A 15,712-nucleotide genomic window follows, 5' to 3' on the forward strand; every position below is an offset into this window, starting at 1 on the left:
TCACTCTGCGGCCTTCGAATAGGCGGCTTCGATCATGGCGGAAGAGAGCGTTTCATAAGCCCGGATCCAAGCGTTCGCTGTGTCCGGCGTGAAGTCATCGCCCAGACCGGTCTTCAGCGCGTAGATCAGCGCTTCGCCGACCGGGGCGTAGTCTTCGGGCGTGACGCCATAGGCAACATGGCCAATGGCCAGCTGCTGGGCGACCGGCACGATCTTGTCCAGATCACGCAGCCCCTTCACCACAACGCCGAGGGTGGTCATCAACTTGGCCCCCTGCACCTTCATGTCGCCCTTGAAATAGGGCTTCACATGCGGCGCGATCTCGAACAGGCGATCATAGAAGATACCTGCAGCTTGATCGGCGATCGGTGCCACTTTGGCAAAGCTTGCCTGAACCAGTTGAATCTCACTCTCGTGCATATCGATTACTCCGCTGCCAGTGCCTTGGTCGGTTTCGGTTTCGGCTTTGCGCCGTGCTCATATTCCTCAAGGAAGTCGAGGACCTCCTGGCGGTAGGTGTAGTAATCCGGGTGCTCCAGCAGCGCCTTGCGGGTGCGGGGGCGGGGCAGGTCGACATTGGTGATTTTGCCGATGGTCGCCTGCGGGCCGTTGGTCATCATCACCACACGGTCGGCGAGCAGGATGGCTTCGTCAACGTCATGGGTCACACAGATCGCGGTCACCTTGGTGCGGGACCAGACCTCCATCAGAACCTCCTGCAGCTCCCAGCGGGTCAGGCTGTCGAGCATCCCGAAGGGTTCGTCCAACAGCAGCAGTTTCGGCGACAGGGCAAAGGCGCGGGCAATGCCCACACGCTGCTGCATGCCGTTCGACATCTCGGACGCGGGCTTGTCCATCGCATCCGCCAGACCGACGCGTTCGAGGTAGTATTCCACCACGTCCTGACGCTCGGCCTGGCTGGCTTTGGGGTACACTTTGTCCACACCAATGGCGCAGTTTTCGCGCGCTGACAGCCAAGGGAACAGGTTCGGCGACTGGAACACCACCGCACGTTCCGGGTCCGCGCCTTCGACGTGTTTCTTGTCCAGCTTGATCGCGCCTTTGGAGATCGGGTTCAGACCGGCAGCCATGGTCAGAACGGTGGATTTGCCGCAGCCCGAGTGCCCGATCAGGGAGATGAACTCTCCCTTGTTGATCTTGAGGTTGAAATCCTCAACCACAGTCAGCGGCCCCTTGGGCGTCGGGTAGATCTTGTGCAGCTGCGAGAAGTCGAGGAACCGTTCTTCGGTCAGCGATTTGGACGCCTCGGCCACAGCAGAGGGCACGCCGTGGATCGGGGTCACATCGGGCAGCAGCTTGCTGCCTTCGATCTTGCCCTTGATGCCCACATCCATGAGGTAAGCCGTCACATCCGCACGCAGACGCTTGAAGGTGTCGTCATTGTTCATGGCAGACCGCTCGCGGGGACGGGGGATAGCGACTTTGAACTCCTCGCCCAGGGTGCCATCGGGGTTCAGTGCAATAATGCGGTCGGCCAGCAGGATGGCTTCGTCCACGTCATTGGTGATCAGCACACAGGTCTTTTTGTCCGCGTCCCAGATCGCCTCGATCTCATCGGCCAGGTTCGCACGGGTCAGCGCGTCCAGCGCCGACAGGGGTTCGTCCAGCAGCAGAACTTCGGGGTCCATCGCGAGGGCGCGGGCCACGTTCACCCGTTGGCGCATGCCCCCCGACAGCTCCGCTGGGCGGCGGGTCTTGGCATGGCCCAGCCCCACCATTTTGACGTAATGATCGACCTTGGCGGCTTTCTCAGCCTTGGGCATGCCGGGAAAGATCGTGTCGACCGCAAGGCTCACGTTTCCATCCACGGTCAGCCAGGGCATCAGCGAATAGCTTTGGAAAATCACGCCGCGTTCGGGGCCGGGACCGGTGATGTCCTTGCCACGATAGGTGACAGAGCCCTTGGTCGGCATCTCCAGACCCGCCATCAGATTGATGAGCGTGGTCTTACCCGTGCCGGAGAAGCCGAGGAGCACGAGGAATTCGCCCTCCTCAACGCTGAGGTTGATGTTTTTCAGAACATCGGTGCGGTTTGTGCCCTCACCAAAGCTCTTGGAGACATTGTTGAATTCAAGAACAGACATGGGCGATCACCGGTTGTTCGTGAAGGTAAAGAGCGACTGCAGCGCGTACATCACACGATCGAGCAGGAAGCCGATGATGCCGATGGTCAGAACCGCGACGATAATTTTCGCAAGGGACTGGGAGGAGCCGTTCTGGAATTCATCCCAGACAAATTTGCCAAGACCGGGATTCTGCGCCAGCATCTCTGCCGCGATCAGAACCATCCAGCCCACACCCAAGCTCAGACGCAGACCGGTAAAGATCAGCGGCAGCGCCGAGGGCAGGACCAGCTTGGTGATCTTGGTGTAGGTGTTCATTTTCAGAACTTTGGAGACGTTGACCAGATCCTTGTCGATCGAGGCCACACCCAGCGCGGTGTTGATCAGCGTCGGCCACAGCGAACACAGCGTCACAGTGATCGCCGACACGAGGAAGGATTTGGAGAACAACCCGTCATTGGTGGCATACATCGCCGACACAACCATGGTCACAATCGGCAGCCACGCGAGCGGGGACACGGGCTTGAAAATCTGCACCAGCGGGTTGATGGCGGCATTGGCAATCGGCGACAGGCCAGCAAGAATGCCCAGCGGGATCGCCACGGCAGAGGCGATCAGGAAGCCGAAGAATACGGTTTTGATCGAGGTCCAGATCTGCGCGTAGTAGCTCGGCGCGCCGGTGAAGGGGATGTCTTTCACTTTCTCGGGCTGGCCTTTGTCGATGTAACGCTGGTTGCGTTTTTCGACTTTCTCATAGTGCTTTTCGCGCTTCTCAGCCTTGGCCTGCGCGTCGTGGTGCAGGTTCACCGCTTCGGTCCACACGGCGGCAGGGCCGGGGATCGCGCCAAGCGAGGTCTGCACTTTGGGGGCCAATGTGCCCCAAACGATCAGGAAACCGGCAATCGCCAAGAGCGGCACCGCCAGAAGGCGCCAGATTTCTTTCATCTGCGCCTTGGGGTTGTCGCCAGCTGCGGCCTTCAGCACGGGGGTGATCCACGCGAGGCCAAGCACCTGAAACCAGGCGTCCATTTTATTGATGCGGGTGAAGAGCCGCTCGCGGCGGGCTTCAGAAGAAAGCGTATCAGGGTCGACGGTCGTCATGGACAGGATCCTAGATAGAGGGCGCGAGGACCGCGCCGAGAGGTCGTCAGAGAGGGAAAGGGGCGGAGTTTGGGCAAAAGCCGACCCGCCCGAAGGCGAGCCGGAAGTTCAGGGGAGAATTATCCTTGGACGCCGCTGCCAACGACGGTCTGTTCGCCTTTCAGGCCAATCGGCAGGCTTTCCAGATAGGCGTTTGGTGCTTTGCCGTCGTAGGCAATGCCGTCAATGATGTCTTCCGCCGGGGTCGGGGCTTTGTAGCCATCGCTGTCCCAGGGGAAGTCCGCTTCATTGGCCAGACCTTCGTCGACCAGCATACGGGCTGCTTCGAGGTAGATTTCCGGCTTGTAGACGGATTTGGCGACTTCATCGTACCAGCTGTCAGGCTTCGCCTCAGCAATCTGACCCCAGCGGCGCATCTGGGTCAGGTACCAGACAGCATCAGAATAGAACGGGTAGGTCGCGTTGTAGCGGAAGAACACGTTGAAGTCGGGCACTTCGCGCTTGTCGCCTTTCTCATATTCAAACGTGCCGGTCATGGAGGCCGCGATCACGTCATAGTCGGCGCCCACATAATCCGGGCGGGACAGGATCTCCACCGCTTCCGGGCGGTTGGCGTTGTCGTTTTCATCCAGCCACTGGGCGGCACGGATCAGCGCTTTGACAACGGCCAGGGTGGTGTTCGGGTTTTCTTCGGCGAATTCAGCCGTGATGCCAAAGACCTTCTCGGGGTTGTTCTTCCACAGCTCATAGTCGGTGATCACCGGAACGCCGATGCCTTTGAACACGGCCTGCTGGTTCCACGGCTCACCGACGCAGTAGCCAGAGATGGTGCCCGCTTCGAGCGTTGCAGGCATCTGCGGCGGCGGGGTCACGGACAGGAACGCCTCGGCGCCGATCTGACCGGTGACGTTTTCAGGCGAATAGAAACCCGGCTGAATGCCGCCGGCGGCCAGCCAGTACCGCAGTTCGTAGTTGTGGGTGGAGACCGGGAAAACCATGCCCATGTTGAAGGGCTTGCCCTTGGCGTTGAACTCCTCGATCACCGGTTTCAGGTGCGAAGCTGAGATCGGGTGTGCGATTTTGCCATCCGCATCGGTGGGCAGGTTCGGCTTGATCATTTCCCAGACCTCATTGGACAGGGTGATGCCGTTGCCGTTCAGGTCCATGGAGAAGGGGGTGATGATATGTGCCTCGGTGCCATAACCGATGGTCGCGGCCAGCGGCTGACCGGCCAGCATATGCGCCCCATCAAGGGTGCCGTCGATCACGCCGTCCAAGAGAACTTTCCAGTTCGCCTGCGCCTCGAGGGTCACAAACAGGCCTTCGTCATCAAAGAAACCCTGCTCATAGGCCACCGCCAGCGGTGCCATGTCAGTGAGTTTGATAAAGCCAAAAGTCAGCTCGTCTTTTTCCAGTTCCAGCTCGGCAAAAGCCGGGCTCACCAGAGCGGTCGTAGCAGCCATTGCGGCGATCAGTTTCTTCATCAGGTCATCCCCCTGTTGTTGTGTCCTGCCCGTTAGCGGAGAGCAGAGCAGGACAAAAAAAGAGCCGCTCAACCAAGAGACACGCCGGGAGGAGGATGGCGGTCTCGGGGTTGAGCGGCTTTGCTCAGTATGGGTACCACCACCAGTCGTGGTTGTGGATTGATCTCGTGGCTGGCGTCGTTGCTAGCCTGATTTCACTCTGCCAAAGGGTCTGGCGTGGCGGAACGGGTTTTACACAAAACTGACAAGTTTCCGCCGCGTTGCAGCAGGTGGGTCAGGAATTCTGCCCGTTTTTTGTGCGTCACTTTTGGCTGGGGTCAAAGATTTGGCCGTCAAAGAACCGGTTTTCGACCGAATCCTTAACAGAGTGAGTCGCAGAATCACGCTGCGGTGCCGCAATTGCCCCCTCGGCGCGGCTGCATTCTTCCGGCACATCCACCTTCAGACCCTCGAGCGCGCTGCGGTAGAGTTCCCCGCGGAACACCTGCGCGGCGCGGGTCTGGGCATTCGCCCGCTCCAGCCCCATACGCGATGCCAATTGGGTGGCAATCCACTGGGCCTGACTGTCCCACGGATAGGTTGCATGCCCCTTGTGAAAGCGCAGGAAGCCTTTGACCTCGCGCTGCAGGCCCTGCGGCGTGACGGTCAGATTGCCCGAAAGCGCGCGGTCGATCATTTCGGGCGGCATATTCAGATAGGGCGCGCGGGACAGGATTTCGGCCGCCAGCACCCGGCTGTCGGGATCTGACAGCCAGCGCCCGGATTTCCAGACCGCGCGGATCAGCCGCCCCGACAGTTCGGTTTCATTTGCGGCCCAGTCCTCGCGCACGGCCAGCACCTTTTCCGGAGCAAAAGACCAGATCGCCGAGGTCGGCAGGAGCAGTGACCCCAGGGCCTCTTCCACCACAATCGACCCCCAAGGTTCGCCCACGCAGAACGCATCCACATCGCCTGCGCGAATGGCCTCGGCCATCAGGGGCGGCGGCACGGTGCGAATGTCGATGCCCTGCGGTGCAGGATATCCCAGCGCGTTCAGCCAGTAATACAACAGCTCTGCATGCATGGAGAACGGGAAGGGCACGGCAATGCGCAGCGGGCCTTGGGCGGCCTCGATCAGCGCATGGCCTGCGGCATGGGCGTCATTGAAGGCAAAGTCATGGCCCTGCGCGCGTAGGCGGTCCGCCATCTCGGCGCTGACGCCAATGACATTGCCATTGATCGACAGCACAGATATCGCGGCCAGCCCGGTGCCCACATTCCCCAGCCCAAGGGCCGAAGCCACGGGCAGGGGCGACAACATATGGGCCGCATCCACGCGGCCAAAACACAGCATGTCCCGCAAGCTTGACCAGCTGGGCGCGCGCTGCAGGTCCAGATCCAGACCTTCCTCAGCGGCAAAACCCATTTCCTGCGCCACGATCAGCGGGGCCGCATCAACAAGCGGGATGAACCCCACAGGAATACGCGCGCCCTTCATGACAACAGTTCCGCTGCGGTGACCAGCGACTGGGCCACATCGGCCATGCGTTGGTTCTTGTTCATCGCCGTTTTGCGCATCAGCGCATAGGCCTGTTCTTCATTAATGCCGCGTGCCTTCATAATCATGCCTTTGGCGCGGTCGATCACCTTGCGTTCTTCCAGCGCGCGTTTGGTTTCTGCCAATTCGGTGCGCATGCGCTGAAACAGGGCAAAGCGGGCAATGGCCGCATCCAGAATGGGTTTCAGCCGGTTGGGCTGCATGCCATCGACCACATAGGCAGACACGCCTGCCTCAATCGCCGCCGCGGACAGCCCTTCGCCTGCGCGGTCGACAAACATGGCGACGGGACGCTCTAGCGCGCCCGAGGCCAGCGTCAGCTCTTCCAGCGTATCACGCGAGGGGTTTTCAAGGTCGATCAGCACCACATCGGGGTTCAGCGCCTGAATTTGGCGCGCCAGCCGATTGGTGTCATGGATCAGGTGCAGCTCAAACTCGCCGGCGGCGCGCAGCGCATCGCCCACTTCGGCGGCGCGGTCGGCGTCGGGTTCGACAAGGACAATGGAAAGAGGGCGAGGCATGGGTTCAGATACAAAGTGCCTGCCCCCCGAAGTAAAGGCGCAGCGTCGAAAGCACGGGCGCGCTGCGGTGCGAATGCTCAAAGTTTAGGCGTTTGCGAGGGCTATTCTCTGCCGATGTGGCCCACAAGCACTAGTGCAGGGCAGGCGGGCTGAGCTACCCAGTCGGAAAGACCAATGCCCAAATGCAGGACCCTTGCCATGACCGCCACCTTCCGGACCTCCGCCCTTGCCGCGCTTGTTTTGGCCTGTGGGCTGACCAGCCCCGTTCAGGCCGACGGGCTCGCCGAACCGGTCATCATTGAAGAGCTTATTGTGCCAGAGACCGGCTGGTCGCGCATTGGCTATGGCCGCCTGATCGTCAACGATCTGATTGGCGATGGCGAAGACCGCTGGCGCACGGGCTCGGTTGCGTCCTCACGACTATATATGCGGGGTGGAGAACGCGCCTGGCGCGGACAGGCCCCGGCGCAGTTTGGCGAATTGTGGGAGCTGCGCTTTCTGGGGCAGGTGATTTCGCCTTCAAACCTGACCAATCCGGCTGCCGATGATCGCCGCCAGGCCGGGGCGCTGTCGCTGGGGTTGCACACCCATGTGGCCCGCCAGGAGTGGGAGATCAGCCTTGGTGGGGATCTCGTGGTGATTGGCCCGCAGACCAATCTGGATGACCTGCAGGACGGGCTGCACGACATCTTTGATGGACCCGCCGTGTCGGATGCCGCGCGCGATGGCCAGATCGGCAATAAAATCCGTGCCACTGCGGTGGGCGAGGTGGGCCGCAATATCGCCTTGTCCGCGCGCAGCACCCTGCGCCCCTTTGCCGAGGCGCGCCTGGGCGATGAAACCCTGCTGCGCGCGGGCTTTGATCTGATGGTCGGCCAGACCGGAACGGACGAGCTGTGGCTGCGTGATCCCGTCACTGGCCATCGCTACCGTGGCATGTATGAAAACCGCGGGCTTGGCTTTGTGGTGGGCGGCGATGTCGCCTATGTCGACAGCTCGGTTTACCTGCCGGATGGCGGCTCTGTTGAACTGGAGCCTTCGCGCGCGCGGCTGCGGGCTGGGGTGCACTGGCAGGGCGAAAGCGACGCTGTTTTCTTTGGCCTCACCTATCTGAGCGAGGAATTCAAAGGTCAGGACGAAGGCCAGCTGGTCGGCGCAATCCGCTGGAAATGGGCTTTCTAAGCCACAACTTTGCCTTCTAGCCCCTTGCGCCCTAAGGAAACATTTGCGCTGCTGGGGGTGGCTTTGTTAACCAATCGTTAAAAGATAAAAAACAAAGCAGGCAGGCAAATGACGCTGGAGCAGACAGCGGCGGGCGGCGCGACCGCGCGTCAGGTCATGCATTTGATTGCATGGGCACAGACAGAGGTGGATGGTTTGGTGGCCGCACCGCGCGAGGCGCTTTCTATTGGCGCGTCCTGGTGCTGGTGGGGCGAGGTGCTGACGCTGGAGGCGCCCATGCCCTTGCCGGGCGAGGCCGCGCAATCTCATCGACAACGCTGCGCGCAGGAGGCCTACCGTATGGTCAGCGCGGCCCTGCAGGACACGCTGTCGCAACCGCGCGCCGAAGATCGCCTGCGCCAGCCCATGCATCAGTTCCGCGTCTGCAATGGCGCCCAAAGCCACGACATTACCTTGATCGAACTGGGGCAGGGGCAGTTTCCGCTCTTGCTGATCTGTGGCGCGCGCCCGGATCCCAATTGCGATCTCTGGATCGAAGCGCTCAGCGCCGGTGCCGCAGATCCCAGACAGACAGATGGCACGCTGCCCGGCACGGTCGAGGCGCTGCCGGGGCTGACCAGCCTGCCGCCGGGCTCTATGGTCGATACCCCGCGTGGGCCTCTGCCGGTGGAAAGCCTGCGCGCGGGGGATCTGATTTCGACCCGCAATGGACCGGTTCCCGTGCAATGGTCCGGTCGCAGCCGGCTCAGCGGTGCGCGGCTGTTTGCAATGCCCGATCTGCGCCCGGTGCGTCTGGGGTCGGATGTGCTGGCGGGCCAACCCGCAACCGAGGTCACCCTGCCAATGGATCATCTGATTTTGATCAGCGGCACACGGGCCGAGGCGCTGTTTGGTCTGCCCGAGGTGCTGCTCGAAGCGGGCGATGTGGCGGAGGTGCTTTATGATGCACCGCAGGAGGTGCCGTCAGCGGGCCGCGAGCTGCACTATGTGCATTTGCTTCTGGCTCAGCCACAGGTGTTTCGTGTGAATGGTCTGGACAGTGCGACGCAGCCTGCCGACAGTGACGCATTGGCGCTGCTGGACCCGACGGGACGCGAGGCGCTTTTTGCGGCCTTTCCGCAGGTGGCAGCTGCCACAGCGCGCCCAGCGTTGCCGCGAGGCACCCGCAGGCTGAGCGCCCGGGACGTGCGCGGTTTGCGCGGGCAGGTGGCCTGAGGTCTGAGGCCCTATGGTCTGAGGCCCTATGGTCTGAGGGCGTAGGATCTGAGGTCTGGGCGCGCGTGGGCCTGCGGATAAATCTCGGGCGGGGCTGTTGACTCTGCCACAGGTTCCTTTATACGCGCGGCTTCATTGGTGTTGGTGGCCCCCGCAAGGGGATGCCTGTCATGGGTCGGGATCGCAGATCGCACTCAAGAGGACAACGCCCTTTATAGCCGCCGTTCTTTCCGGCTGCGTTCTGGCTGATCTGGCTTGCGGGACCACGCGTCCGCAAGCTGAAAAGTGGGAACCGGTCTTCGGGTTGAATTGCGGAGCCTACTTAAAGGAGATCAGCGTATGACTAAACGTACAGCTGCCAAGTATAAAATTGACCGCCGCATGGGCGAAAACATCTGGGGCCGTCCGAAGTCCCCGCTGAACCGTCGTGAATATGGCCCCGGCCAGCACGGTCAGCGCCGCAAGGGCAAACTGTCCGACTTCGGTATCCAGCTGCGCGCCAAACAGAAGCTGAAAGGCTACTACGGCGACCTGACCGAGAAACAATTCCGTCGCATCTACGGCGAAGCAGAGCGTGTTAAAGGCGACACCGGTGAAAACCTCATCGGTCTGCTGGAGCGCCGCCTGGACGCGGTTGTGTACCGCGCCAAGTTCGTGCCGACCGTCTTTGCTGCACGTCAGTTCGTGAACCACGGCCACGTTCTGGTCAACGGCAAGCGCGTGAACATCCCCTCCTACCGCGTCAAAGAAGGCGACGTGATCGAGGTCCGCGAGAAGTCCAAGCAAATGACCGTTCTGCTGGAAGCTGTTCAGCTGGCCGAGCGTGACGTTCCGGATTACGTCGAAGCTGACCACTCCAAAATGACCGCAACCTTCGTGCGCACCCCCGGCCTGGCCGACGTGCCGTACCCGGTTGTTATGGAACCGAACCTGGTCGTCGAATTCTACGCGAAAAACTAATTTTCGCCGATCGACCAAGATCTTTGCGAAAGGGCGGCCCTCGGGCTGCCCTTTTTGCGTTCTGGTGGCGCTGTTACTTCCGTGAAACAGGTTTTGCGCTAAACTGCTTCCATTCACCCGGCAAAAGACCGGGGACAAACGGGAGTAACAAGAATGTTTCGCAAGACCTTTGCCACGGCCATCTTCGGGGTGATCTGCGCAGGCGCCAGCTTGGCGGCGCCGCTTAAACTGACCCCGGCTGATCCACAGCCCTCTGGCCTGAAACCGGGGTTGTCGGTGCGCTATGCCTATCCATCGGATGTGAAAAACCTGCGCGGGGCAGAGCGCGCGCTGGAGCGTAAAAGCGAGGCTGGCCCGCCGCTCGCGGGGCTGGATTACCGCGACACCGATATTGGTCAGAAAGTGCTGACCTCGAAACGGGACGAAAACGTTGCCGCAGACATTCGCGGCTTTGTGAAATTTGACGCGCCGGGCATCTACACAATTGATTTCCTGACCAATGACGGGTTGCGCGCGCAGGTGGGCGGGCAGGTTGTCGGCGAATATGATGGTCGCCAGCCCTGCGAAGAAACCTACGCGGTAGAGGTCGAGGTGCCCGCGGCCGGTTGGTATCCGCTTGAGGCGCTGTATTTCCAGCGCACCAAAACCGCCTGTCTGCACATGCGGGCCGGGCCTGCGGGCAAACGCCCGAACTGGATGCCCGACACGGCGTTTGGCCACTGACACCTGCGATGCGGGGTTTCGCTTCGGGCTGCGCCCGAAGCGACCGCCGCCGCGCGCGCCCCTGCGGGGCGCGCGCGGCGGCCCCCGTAACAAGCGGAGCGCGCAAGGCGCGTGACGCGTTTCAGGGGCCGTTCCGGCCCCTTTCGCAGGGCATCCTTGGCATCGGGCGCAGATGCGGCTTTTCCATTGCAGCTGTGGGCGTTATTAGGATTGGGATCTCGAAGGAGTCCCGATCATGACGCAACTCACACCGCAGCCCGGTATTATGGACATCGCCCTCTATCAGAGCGGCAAATCCCATGTGGCGGGCGTGGAAAAGGTCATCAAGCTCAGCGCCAATGAAAACCCCTTTGGGCCCAGCCCCAAGGCGATTGCGGCTGCCACCGCTGCGGCGCCCGGTCTCCATCGATACCCCAGCACCGATCACGCGTCCCTGCGCGCCGCCATTGGCGAGGTCCACGGCCTCGACCCCGACCGGCTGATCTGTGGTGTCGGCAGCGACGAGGTGCTGCAATTCATTGTCCACGCTTATGCAGGCCCCGGCGATGAGGTGCTTTATACCGAACACGGGTTTTCCATGTATCCGATCCTTGCGCGGATGGCAGGGGCCACCCCTGTGGTGGTGGCCGAGGCCGCGCGCCGCGTCGATGTGGACGCGCTGCTGGCTGCTGTGAACGACCGCACCCGGGTGGTGTTCCTGACCAACCCCGGCAACCCCACCAGCACCATGCTGGAAGAAGCCGAAGTCATGCGTCTGGCGGCGGGGCTGCCCGATCACGTGCTGCTGGTGGTCGATGGGGCCTATGCCGAGTTTAACGAAGGCTTCGACGGTGGTGCCGCTGTTGTGGATGCGCACCCGAACGCGATCATGACCCGCACGTTCTCCAAGATCTATGGTCTGGGCGGGCTGCGTGTCGGCTGGGGCTATGCATCCCGCGCGATCATCGACGTGCTGAACCGGGTGCGCCAGCCCTTTAACCTGTCGACGCTTGCGCTGGCCACGGCCGAGGCGGCGGTGCGCGATCAGGATTACGTCGTCTTCTGCCGCGAACAGAACGCCAAATGGCGCGCCTATCTGGTCGAGGAACTGGCCGCCGTGGGCATTCCTTGCGACCCCAGTCACACCAATTTCATCCTGGCGCGCTTTGCCGATCAAGACGAGGCCGAGGCCTGTGATGCCCATCTGCAATCCCAGGGTCTGATCGTGCGCAAAGTGGCGGGCTATGGCATCCCGAACGGTCTGCGCATCACCATCGGGGATGAGGACAGCACCCGCGCGATTGCCGCCGCCATCCGCGCATTCAAAGAAGGCCCGGCAACATGAGTAAACAAATCTATGGCCGTGTGGCCCTCATTGGTCTTGGCCTGATTGCCTCCTCGATGTTCTGGGCGATGAAGCGCGCAGGCCTCGCAGGCGAGGTCACAGGCTTTGCCCGCAGCGCAGAGACCCGTGACACCGCCCGCAAAATCGGCCTGTGTGATCGCATCTGCGACACGGCTGCCGAGGCCGTGAAAGGCGCGGATCTGGTGGTCCTTTGTGTGCCCGTCGGCGCCATGGGCGCGGTGGCCGAAGACATTGCCCCTTTCCTGAAACCCGGCGCGACGGTGTCGGATGTGGGCTCTGTGAAACGCGCGGTGATCGATGCGGTTGCCCCACATATCCCCGAAGGCGTGCATTTTGTCCCCGCCCACCCGCTGGCAGGCACCGAACATTCCGGCCCTGAATCCGGTTTTGCCGAGCTTTACGACAATCGCTGGTGCCTGCTTGTGCCGGTCGAGGGCACAGACCCAGAGGCCACGGCCCGCCTGCGTGCCCTGTGGGAAGGGATGGGCGCCAATGTCGACGAGATGGACGCTGACCACCATGATCTGGTGCTGGCGGTGACCTCCCATACCCCGCACCTGATTGCCTATACGATGGTCGGTGTGGCCGATGACCTGCGCCGGGTGACGGATAGCGAGGTGATCAAATACTCTGCCGCCGGTTTCCGCGATTTTACCCGCATTGCGGCGTCAGATCCGACCATGTGGCGCGATGTGTTCCTGACCAATAAGGACGCAACGCTGGAAATCCTTGGCCGCTTCACCGAAGAGCTCTTTGCGCTGCAGCGGGCGATCCGCACCGGCGACGGACAGCAGCTGCATGATTATTTCACCCGCACGCGCGCGATCCGTCGTGGCATTATTGATGCCGGTCAGGACACCGCCGCGCCGAACTTTGGCCGCCAGACGGCCTCGGGCGAGCCTGCGGAATGATCGGGCGCGCCAGACATATAGCATCCCGTTTCGGGCTGGCCCTCTGTCTGGCGTCAGCGCCCCTGCAGGCGACTGCGGATATCCCCGCCGTTCAACTGGCGGCGGCTTCTGTGCCGGACAGCTTTACCCCGATCCCCAAGGCGGCAGAGGTCACGCCGGTGCTGTTTGGCCTTGGCAAAAACAGAAAACGCAACCGCGGCTATGTCTGCGGCGACCGCGAAATTCAGGGCGCGCCGGCTGCGGATATTCCGCCCAAACTGAAGGGCTGCGGCCTGACAAACGGGGTGCGCGTGACCTCGGTTGCGGGCGTCAAGCTCAGCCAGGCCTCGCTGATGACTTGTGAGACCGCGCAGGCGCTGCAAAAATGGGTCGACCGCGATGTGGTCAAAGCCTTTGGGCGCGGCAACAAGCAGGTGGTCGAGCTGCGCGTTGCGGCGCATTACAGCTGCCGCACCCGCAACAATCGCCCCGGCGCCAAGATTTCGGAACATGGACGGGGCAAAGCCATTGATATTTCGGGGTTTCGTCTGGCCAATGGCACATTGGTCACCGTCCTGAAAGGTTGGGAACAACGCCGCACCCGCAAGGCCCTGCGCAAGATGTGGCGCGCTGCCTGTGGCCCGTTTGGCACCGTTCTGGGCCCCAATGCCGACCGCTACCACCGCGACCATTTCCACTTTGACACCGCGCGCCACCGGGGCGGGTCTTACTGCCGCTGATCCGGGCGCAAGCCGCAGCGTTTTGGGCGACCCTGCCATGCGCGACGGCATTTTTTCTTGCCCCGCACGCCCATCACCGCCATGTATCCCCTGCTACAGGCAAAAGGATGAGTGACGATATGAGCATGTGGGTCTTTGGCTATGGATCGCTTCTGTGGAACCCGGAATTCCCGGTGGCCCGCCGCGAGGTCGCAACCCTAAAAGGTTATTCCCGCTCGTTCTGCATGCGCTCGATCCACCACCGCGGCACGGAGGAAAACCCCGGTCTTGTGCTGGCCCTGGACGCGGTGATGGACGGCAATTGCACCGGTCTGGCGCTGCAGGTCGAACCGGGCCACGAAGAGGTGACGCTGGCCGCCCTGCGCGAGCGCGAACTGGTGTCCTCGGCCTATCTCGAACGCTTCTTGGATGTGGAGTTCACCAGCGGTGAGGTGGTCGAAGCCGTCGCCTATGTGATCGACCCGGACCATGTGCAATACTGCGATCTGCCGCTGGAAGAACAGGCGCAGATTATCGCCCGCGCCACCGGCGGGCGGGGGCCCAATCGGGACTATCTGTTCAACACCGCCTCCCATCTGAGCGAGATCGGCTTGGGCGATGCAGATCTGGACTGGCTGTCTGCCCGCGTCAGAGAACTTTCACAGTAAATCCTTGGCTCAACAGACACTTTCGGTCTAGGTTCCATTCGAACCTTACGAAATTTCGTGTCAGGAGCCGAGCAGAATGGCGCAGCAACCCCAGCGGGAAACCCGACCACAGTTTTCACAGCCTGTGCGGCAAGTGGTGCTGATGTTGATTGCGCTGGGGCTGGCGGGCGGTGGTGTCTTTGTGGCGCTGCCCCGCGTGCTGCCGGTGTTTCTGGCGAACCCTTACCTGAATGGGTTTATCCTGTTTGTGTTCGGCATCGGCGTGCTGGCCACCTTCTGGCAGGCCTTCCAGCTGATCAATTCGGTGCGCTGGATTGAACGCTTTGCGGGCGGTATTGCCAATGCGCAGGATCGCCCGCCGTCAATGCTGGCACCGCTGGCCTCGCTCCTGCGGTCGCGCGGGGCGCGGATGCAGCTCGGCTCGGCCTCGACCCGGTCGATCCTGGACTCGGTTGCGGAACGGATCGACGAAGAACGCGAAATCACCCGCTATATTGTCAATCTGTTGATCTTTCTGGGCCTGCTGGGCACCTTCTATGGTCTGGCCACCACTGTGCCCGCGCTTGTGGAAACCATCCGCGCCTTGGCTCCGAAGGAAGGGGAGGCAGGGATCGCCATCTTCAACCGTCTGATGACCGGGCTTGAGACGCAGCTGGATGGCATGGGCGTTGCCTTTGCGTCGTCCCTGCTGGGCCTGGCGGGATCGCTGATTGTGGGTCTTTTGGAACTGTTTGCGGGCCACGGACAGAACCGGTTCTACCGCGAACTGGAAGAATGGCTGTCGTCCTTCACCCGCGTCAGCTTCTCGTCCGGCGAAGACAGCGGCACAGGCGAGGGCAGCGCGGTCAGCCAGGTGCTCGACACGATGGTTGAACAGATGGACGCGCTACAGGCGATGTTTGTGGAAACCGCGCAGGGCCGCGCCGAGGTCGAGGGTCAGATCTCGCGCCTTGTGACCACCATCGAGGAAATGAATCAGCGGCAGGATGAAACCTCTGCCGTCTCGGCCGCGATTGAACGGGTGGCCATCGGTCAGGAAACCCTGACCGAACTGCTGCGCGCCCAAGGCGACGTGGGGATCGACGCCGAAAGCCGGATGCGCCTGCGTTCGATTGACGTGCAGATGCTGCGCATTCTCGAAGAAATCTCCGCCGGCCGTCAAGAAAGCCTCGCCGAGCTGCGCAAAGACATCGACATGCTGGTCAAAGCCTTTGCCACGCCGCGCGGGCTGGTGCGCACCACGCGCGGCTCACCGACACCGCCGCCCACACAGGAGGGCTAAG

General features: G+C 61.9%; 15 protein-coding genes. 9 read left to right on the plus strand and 6 right to left on the minus strand.

The features are described from left to right. The 6 genes from TRM7557_RS06155 to TRM7557_RS06180 form a co-directional block, all read right to left on the minus strand. Positions 1-420 carry a globin family protein gene (locus TRM7557_RS06155; RefSeq protein ID WP_058289343.1) on the minus strand — a complete coding sequence of 140 codons (420 nt, stop codon included), beginning with the start codon at positions 418-420 and terminating at the stop codon, positions 1-3. Between the two features lie 5 nt (positions 421-425). After that, positions 426-2,105, minus strand: a complete 1,680-nt coding sequence (locus tag TRM7557_RS06160) for an ABC transporter ATP-binding protein (RefSeq protein ID WP_058289344.1) — start codon at positions 2,103-2,105, stop codon at positions 426-428. Between the two features lie 6 nt (positions 2,106-2,111). Further along, complete coding sequence (locus TRM7557_RS06165) at positions 2,112-3,185, minus strand: ABC transporter permease (protein ID WP_058289345.1); 1,074 nt, start codon at positions 3,183-3,185, stop codon at positions 2,112-2,114. Between the two features lie 119 nt (positions 3,186-3,304). Next, positions 3,305-4,669 carry a CmpA/NrtA family ABC transporter substrate-binding protein gene (locus tag TRM7557_RS06170; RefSeq protein WP_058289346.1) on the minus strand — a complete coding sequence of 455 codons (1,365 nt, stop codon included), beginning with the start codon at positions 4,667-4,669 and terminating at the stop codon, positions 3,305-3,307. 301 nt (positions 4,670-4,970) lie between these two features. Beyond that, on the minus strand, positions 4,971-6,146 hold the full coding sequence (locus tag TRM7557_RS06175) for a CmpA/NrtA family ABC transporter substrate-binding protein (RefSeq protein WP_058289347.1): 1,176 nt from the start codon (positions 6,144-6,146) through the stop codon (positions 4,971-4,973). After that, on the minus strand, positions 6,143-6,727 hold the full coding sequence (locus TRM7557_RS06180) for an ANTAR domain-containing response regulator (protein WP_058289348.1): 585 nt from the start codon (positions 6,725-6,727) through the stop codon (positions 6,143-6,145). The genes TRM7557_RS06175 and TRM7557_RS06180 overlap by 4 nt, the downstream gene beginning before the upstream one ends. A 198-nt stretch (positions 6,728-6,925) precedes the next feature. Here TRM7557_RS06180 and TRM7557_RS06185 point away from each other — a divergent pair, with 198 nt between their 5' ends. From TRM7557_RS06185 to TRM7557_RS06225, 9 genes are all read left to right on the plus strand, one after another. After that, positions 6,926-7,909 (plus strand): lipid A-modifier LpxR family protein, encoded by a 984-nt coding sequence (locus TRM7557_RS06185; RefSeq protein ID WP_058289349.1) that lies wholly within the window; start codon positions 6,926-6,928, stop codon positions 7,907-7,909. Positions 7,910-8,017: 108 nt separating this feature from the next. Further along, a complete protein-coding gene (locus TRM7557_RS06190; RefSeq protein ID WP_058289350.1) occupies positions 8,018-9,124 on the plus strand; it encodes a Hint domain-containing protein in 1,107 nt (368 codons plus the stop codon). 339 nt (positions 9,125-9,463) lie between these two features. Further along, positions 9,464-10,084 (plus strand): 30S ribosomal protein S4, encoded by a 621-nt coding sequence (gene rpsD / locus TRM7557_RS06195; RefSeq protein WP_058289351.1) that lies wholly within the window; start codon positions 9,464-9,466, stop codon positions 10,082-10,084. A 153-nt stretch (positions 10,085-10,237) separates the two neighbouring features. Then, entirely contained in the window at positions 10,238-10,807 is a 570-nt protein-coding gene (locus TRM7557_RS06200; RefSeq protein WP_058289352.1) for a PA14 domain-containing protein, read from the plus strand. 235 nt (positions 10,808-11,042) lie between these two features. After that, positions 11,043-12,131: a histidinol-phosphate transaminase gene (hisC, locus tag TRM7557_RS06205; protein ID WP_058289353.1), complete on the plus strand. Its 1,089-nt coding sequence runs from the start codon at positions 11,043-11,045 to the stop codon at positions 12,129-12,131. Continuing rightward, on the plus strand, positions 12,128-13,063 hold the full coding sequence (locus tag TRM7557_RS06210; RefSeq protein WP_058289354.1) for a prephenate/arogenate dehydrogenase family protein: 936 nt from the start codon (positions 12,128-12,130) through the stop codon (positions 13,061-13,063). The genes hisC and TRM7557_RS06210 overlap by 4 nt, the downstream gene beginning before the upstream one ends. Beyond that, a complete protein-coding gene (locus tag TRM7557_RS06215; protein WP_082626528.1) occupies positions 13,060-13,782 on the plus strand; it encodes an extensin-like domain-containing protein in 723 nt (240 codons plus the stop codon). Before TRM7557_RS06210 ends, TRM7557_RS06215 begins: the two co-directional genes overlap by 4 nt. Positions 13,783-13,901: 119 nt before the next feature. Continuing rightward, positions 13,902-14,429, plus strand: a complete 528-nt coding sequence (locus tag TRM7557_RS06220; RefSeq protein WP_058289355.1) for a gamma-glutamylcyclotransferase — start codon at positions 13,902-13,904, stop codon at positions 14,427-14,429. Between the two features lie 76 nt (positions 14,430-14,505). Then, positions 14,506-15,711 carry a hypothetical protein gene (locus tag TRM7557_RS06225; RefSeq protein WP_058289356.1) on the plus strand — a complete coding sequence of 402 codons (1,206 nt, stop codon included), beginning with the start codon at positions 14,506-14,508 and terminating at the stop codon, positions 15,709-15,711. Position 15,712 lies beyond the last annotated feature (1 nt).

It is taken from the genome of Tritonibacter multivorans (assembly GCF_001458415.1).
Classification (GTDB): domain Bacteria; phylum Pseudomonadota; class Alphaproteobacteria; order Rhodobacterales; family Rhodobacteraceae; genus Epibacterium; species Epibacterium multivorans.

Coding starts and splice junctions, on each gene's coding strand:
- TRM7557_RS06155 (WP_058289343.1), bottom strand. CDS start 420: ATGCACGAGAGTGAGATTCAACTGGTTCAGGCAAGCTTTGCCAAAGTG.
- TRM7557_RS06170 (WP_058289346.1), bottom strand. CDS start 4,669: ATGAAGAAACTGATCGCCGCAATGGCTGCTACGACCGCTCTGGTGAGC.
- TRM7557_RS06160 (WP_058289344.1), bottom strand. CDS start 2,105: ATGTCTGTTCTTGAATTCAACAATGTCTCCAAGAGCTTTGGTGAGGGC.
- TRM7557_RS06185 (WP_058289349.1), top strand. CDS start 6,926: ATGACCGCCACCTTCCGGACCTCCGCCCTTGCCGCGCTTGTTTTGGCC.
- TRM7557_RS06220 (WP_058289355.1), top strand. CDS start 13,902: ATGAGCATGTGGGTCTTTGGCTATGGATCGCTTCTGTGGAACCCGGAA.
- TRM7557_RS06225 (WP_058289356.1), top strand. CDS start 14,506: ATGGCGCAGCAACCCCAGCGGGAAACCCGACCACAGTTTTCACAGCCT.
- TRM7557_RS06200 (WP_058289352.1), top strand. CDS start 10,238: ATGTTTCGCAAGACCTTTGCCACGGCCATCTTCGGGGTGATCTGCGCA.
- rpsD (WP_058289351.1), top strand. CDS start 9,464: ATGACTAAACGTACAGCTGCCAAGTATAAAATTGACCGCCGCATGGGC.
- TRM7557_RS06175 (WP_058289347.1), bottom strand. CDS start 6,146: ATGAAGGGCGCGCGTATTCCTGTGGGGTTCATCCCGCTTGTTGATGCG.
- TRM7557_RS06165 (WP_058289345.1), bottom strand. CDS start 3,185: ATGACGACCGTCGACCCTGATACGCTTTCTTCTGAAGCCCGCCGCGAG.
- TRM7557_RS06190 (WP_058289350.1), top strand. CDS start 8,018: ATGACGCTGGAGCAGACAGCGGCGGGCGGCGCGACCGCGCGTCAGGTC.
- TRM7557_RS06210 (WP_058289354.1), top strand. CDS start 12,128: ATGAGTAAACAAATCTATGGCCGTGTGGCCCTCATTGGTCTTGGCCTG.
- TRM7557_RS06215 (WP_082626528.1), top strand. CDS start 13,060: ATGATCGGGCGCGCCAGACATATAGCATCCCGTTTCGGGCTGGCCCTC.
- TRM7557_RS06180 (WP_058289348.1), bottom strand. CDS start 6,727: ATGCCTCGCCCTCTTTCCATTGTCCTTGTCGAACCCGACGCCGACCGC.
- hisC (WP_058289353.1), top strand. CDS start 11,043: ATGACGCAACTCACACCGCAGCCCGGTATTATGGACATCGCCCTCTAT.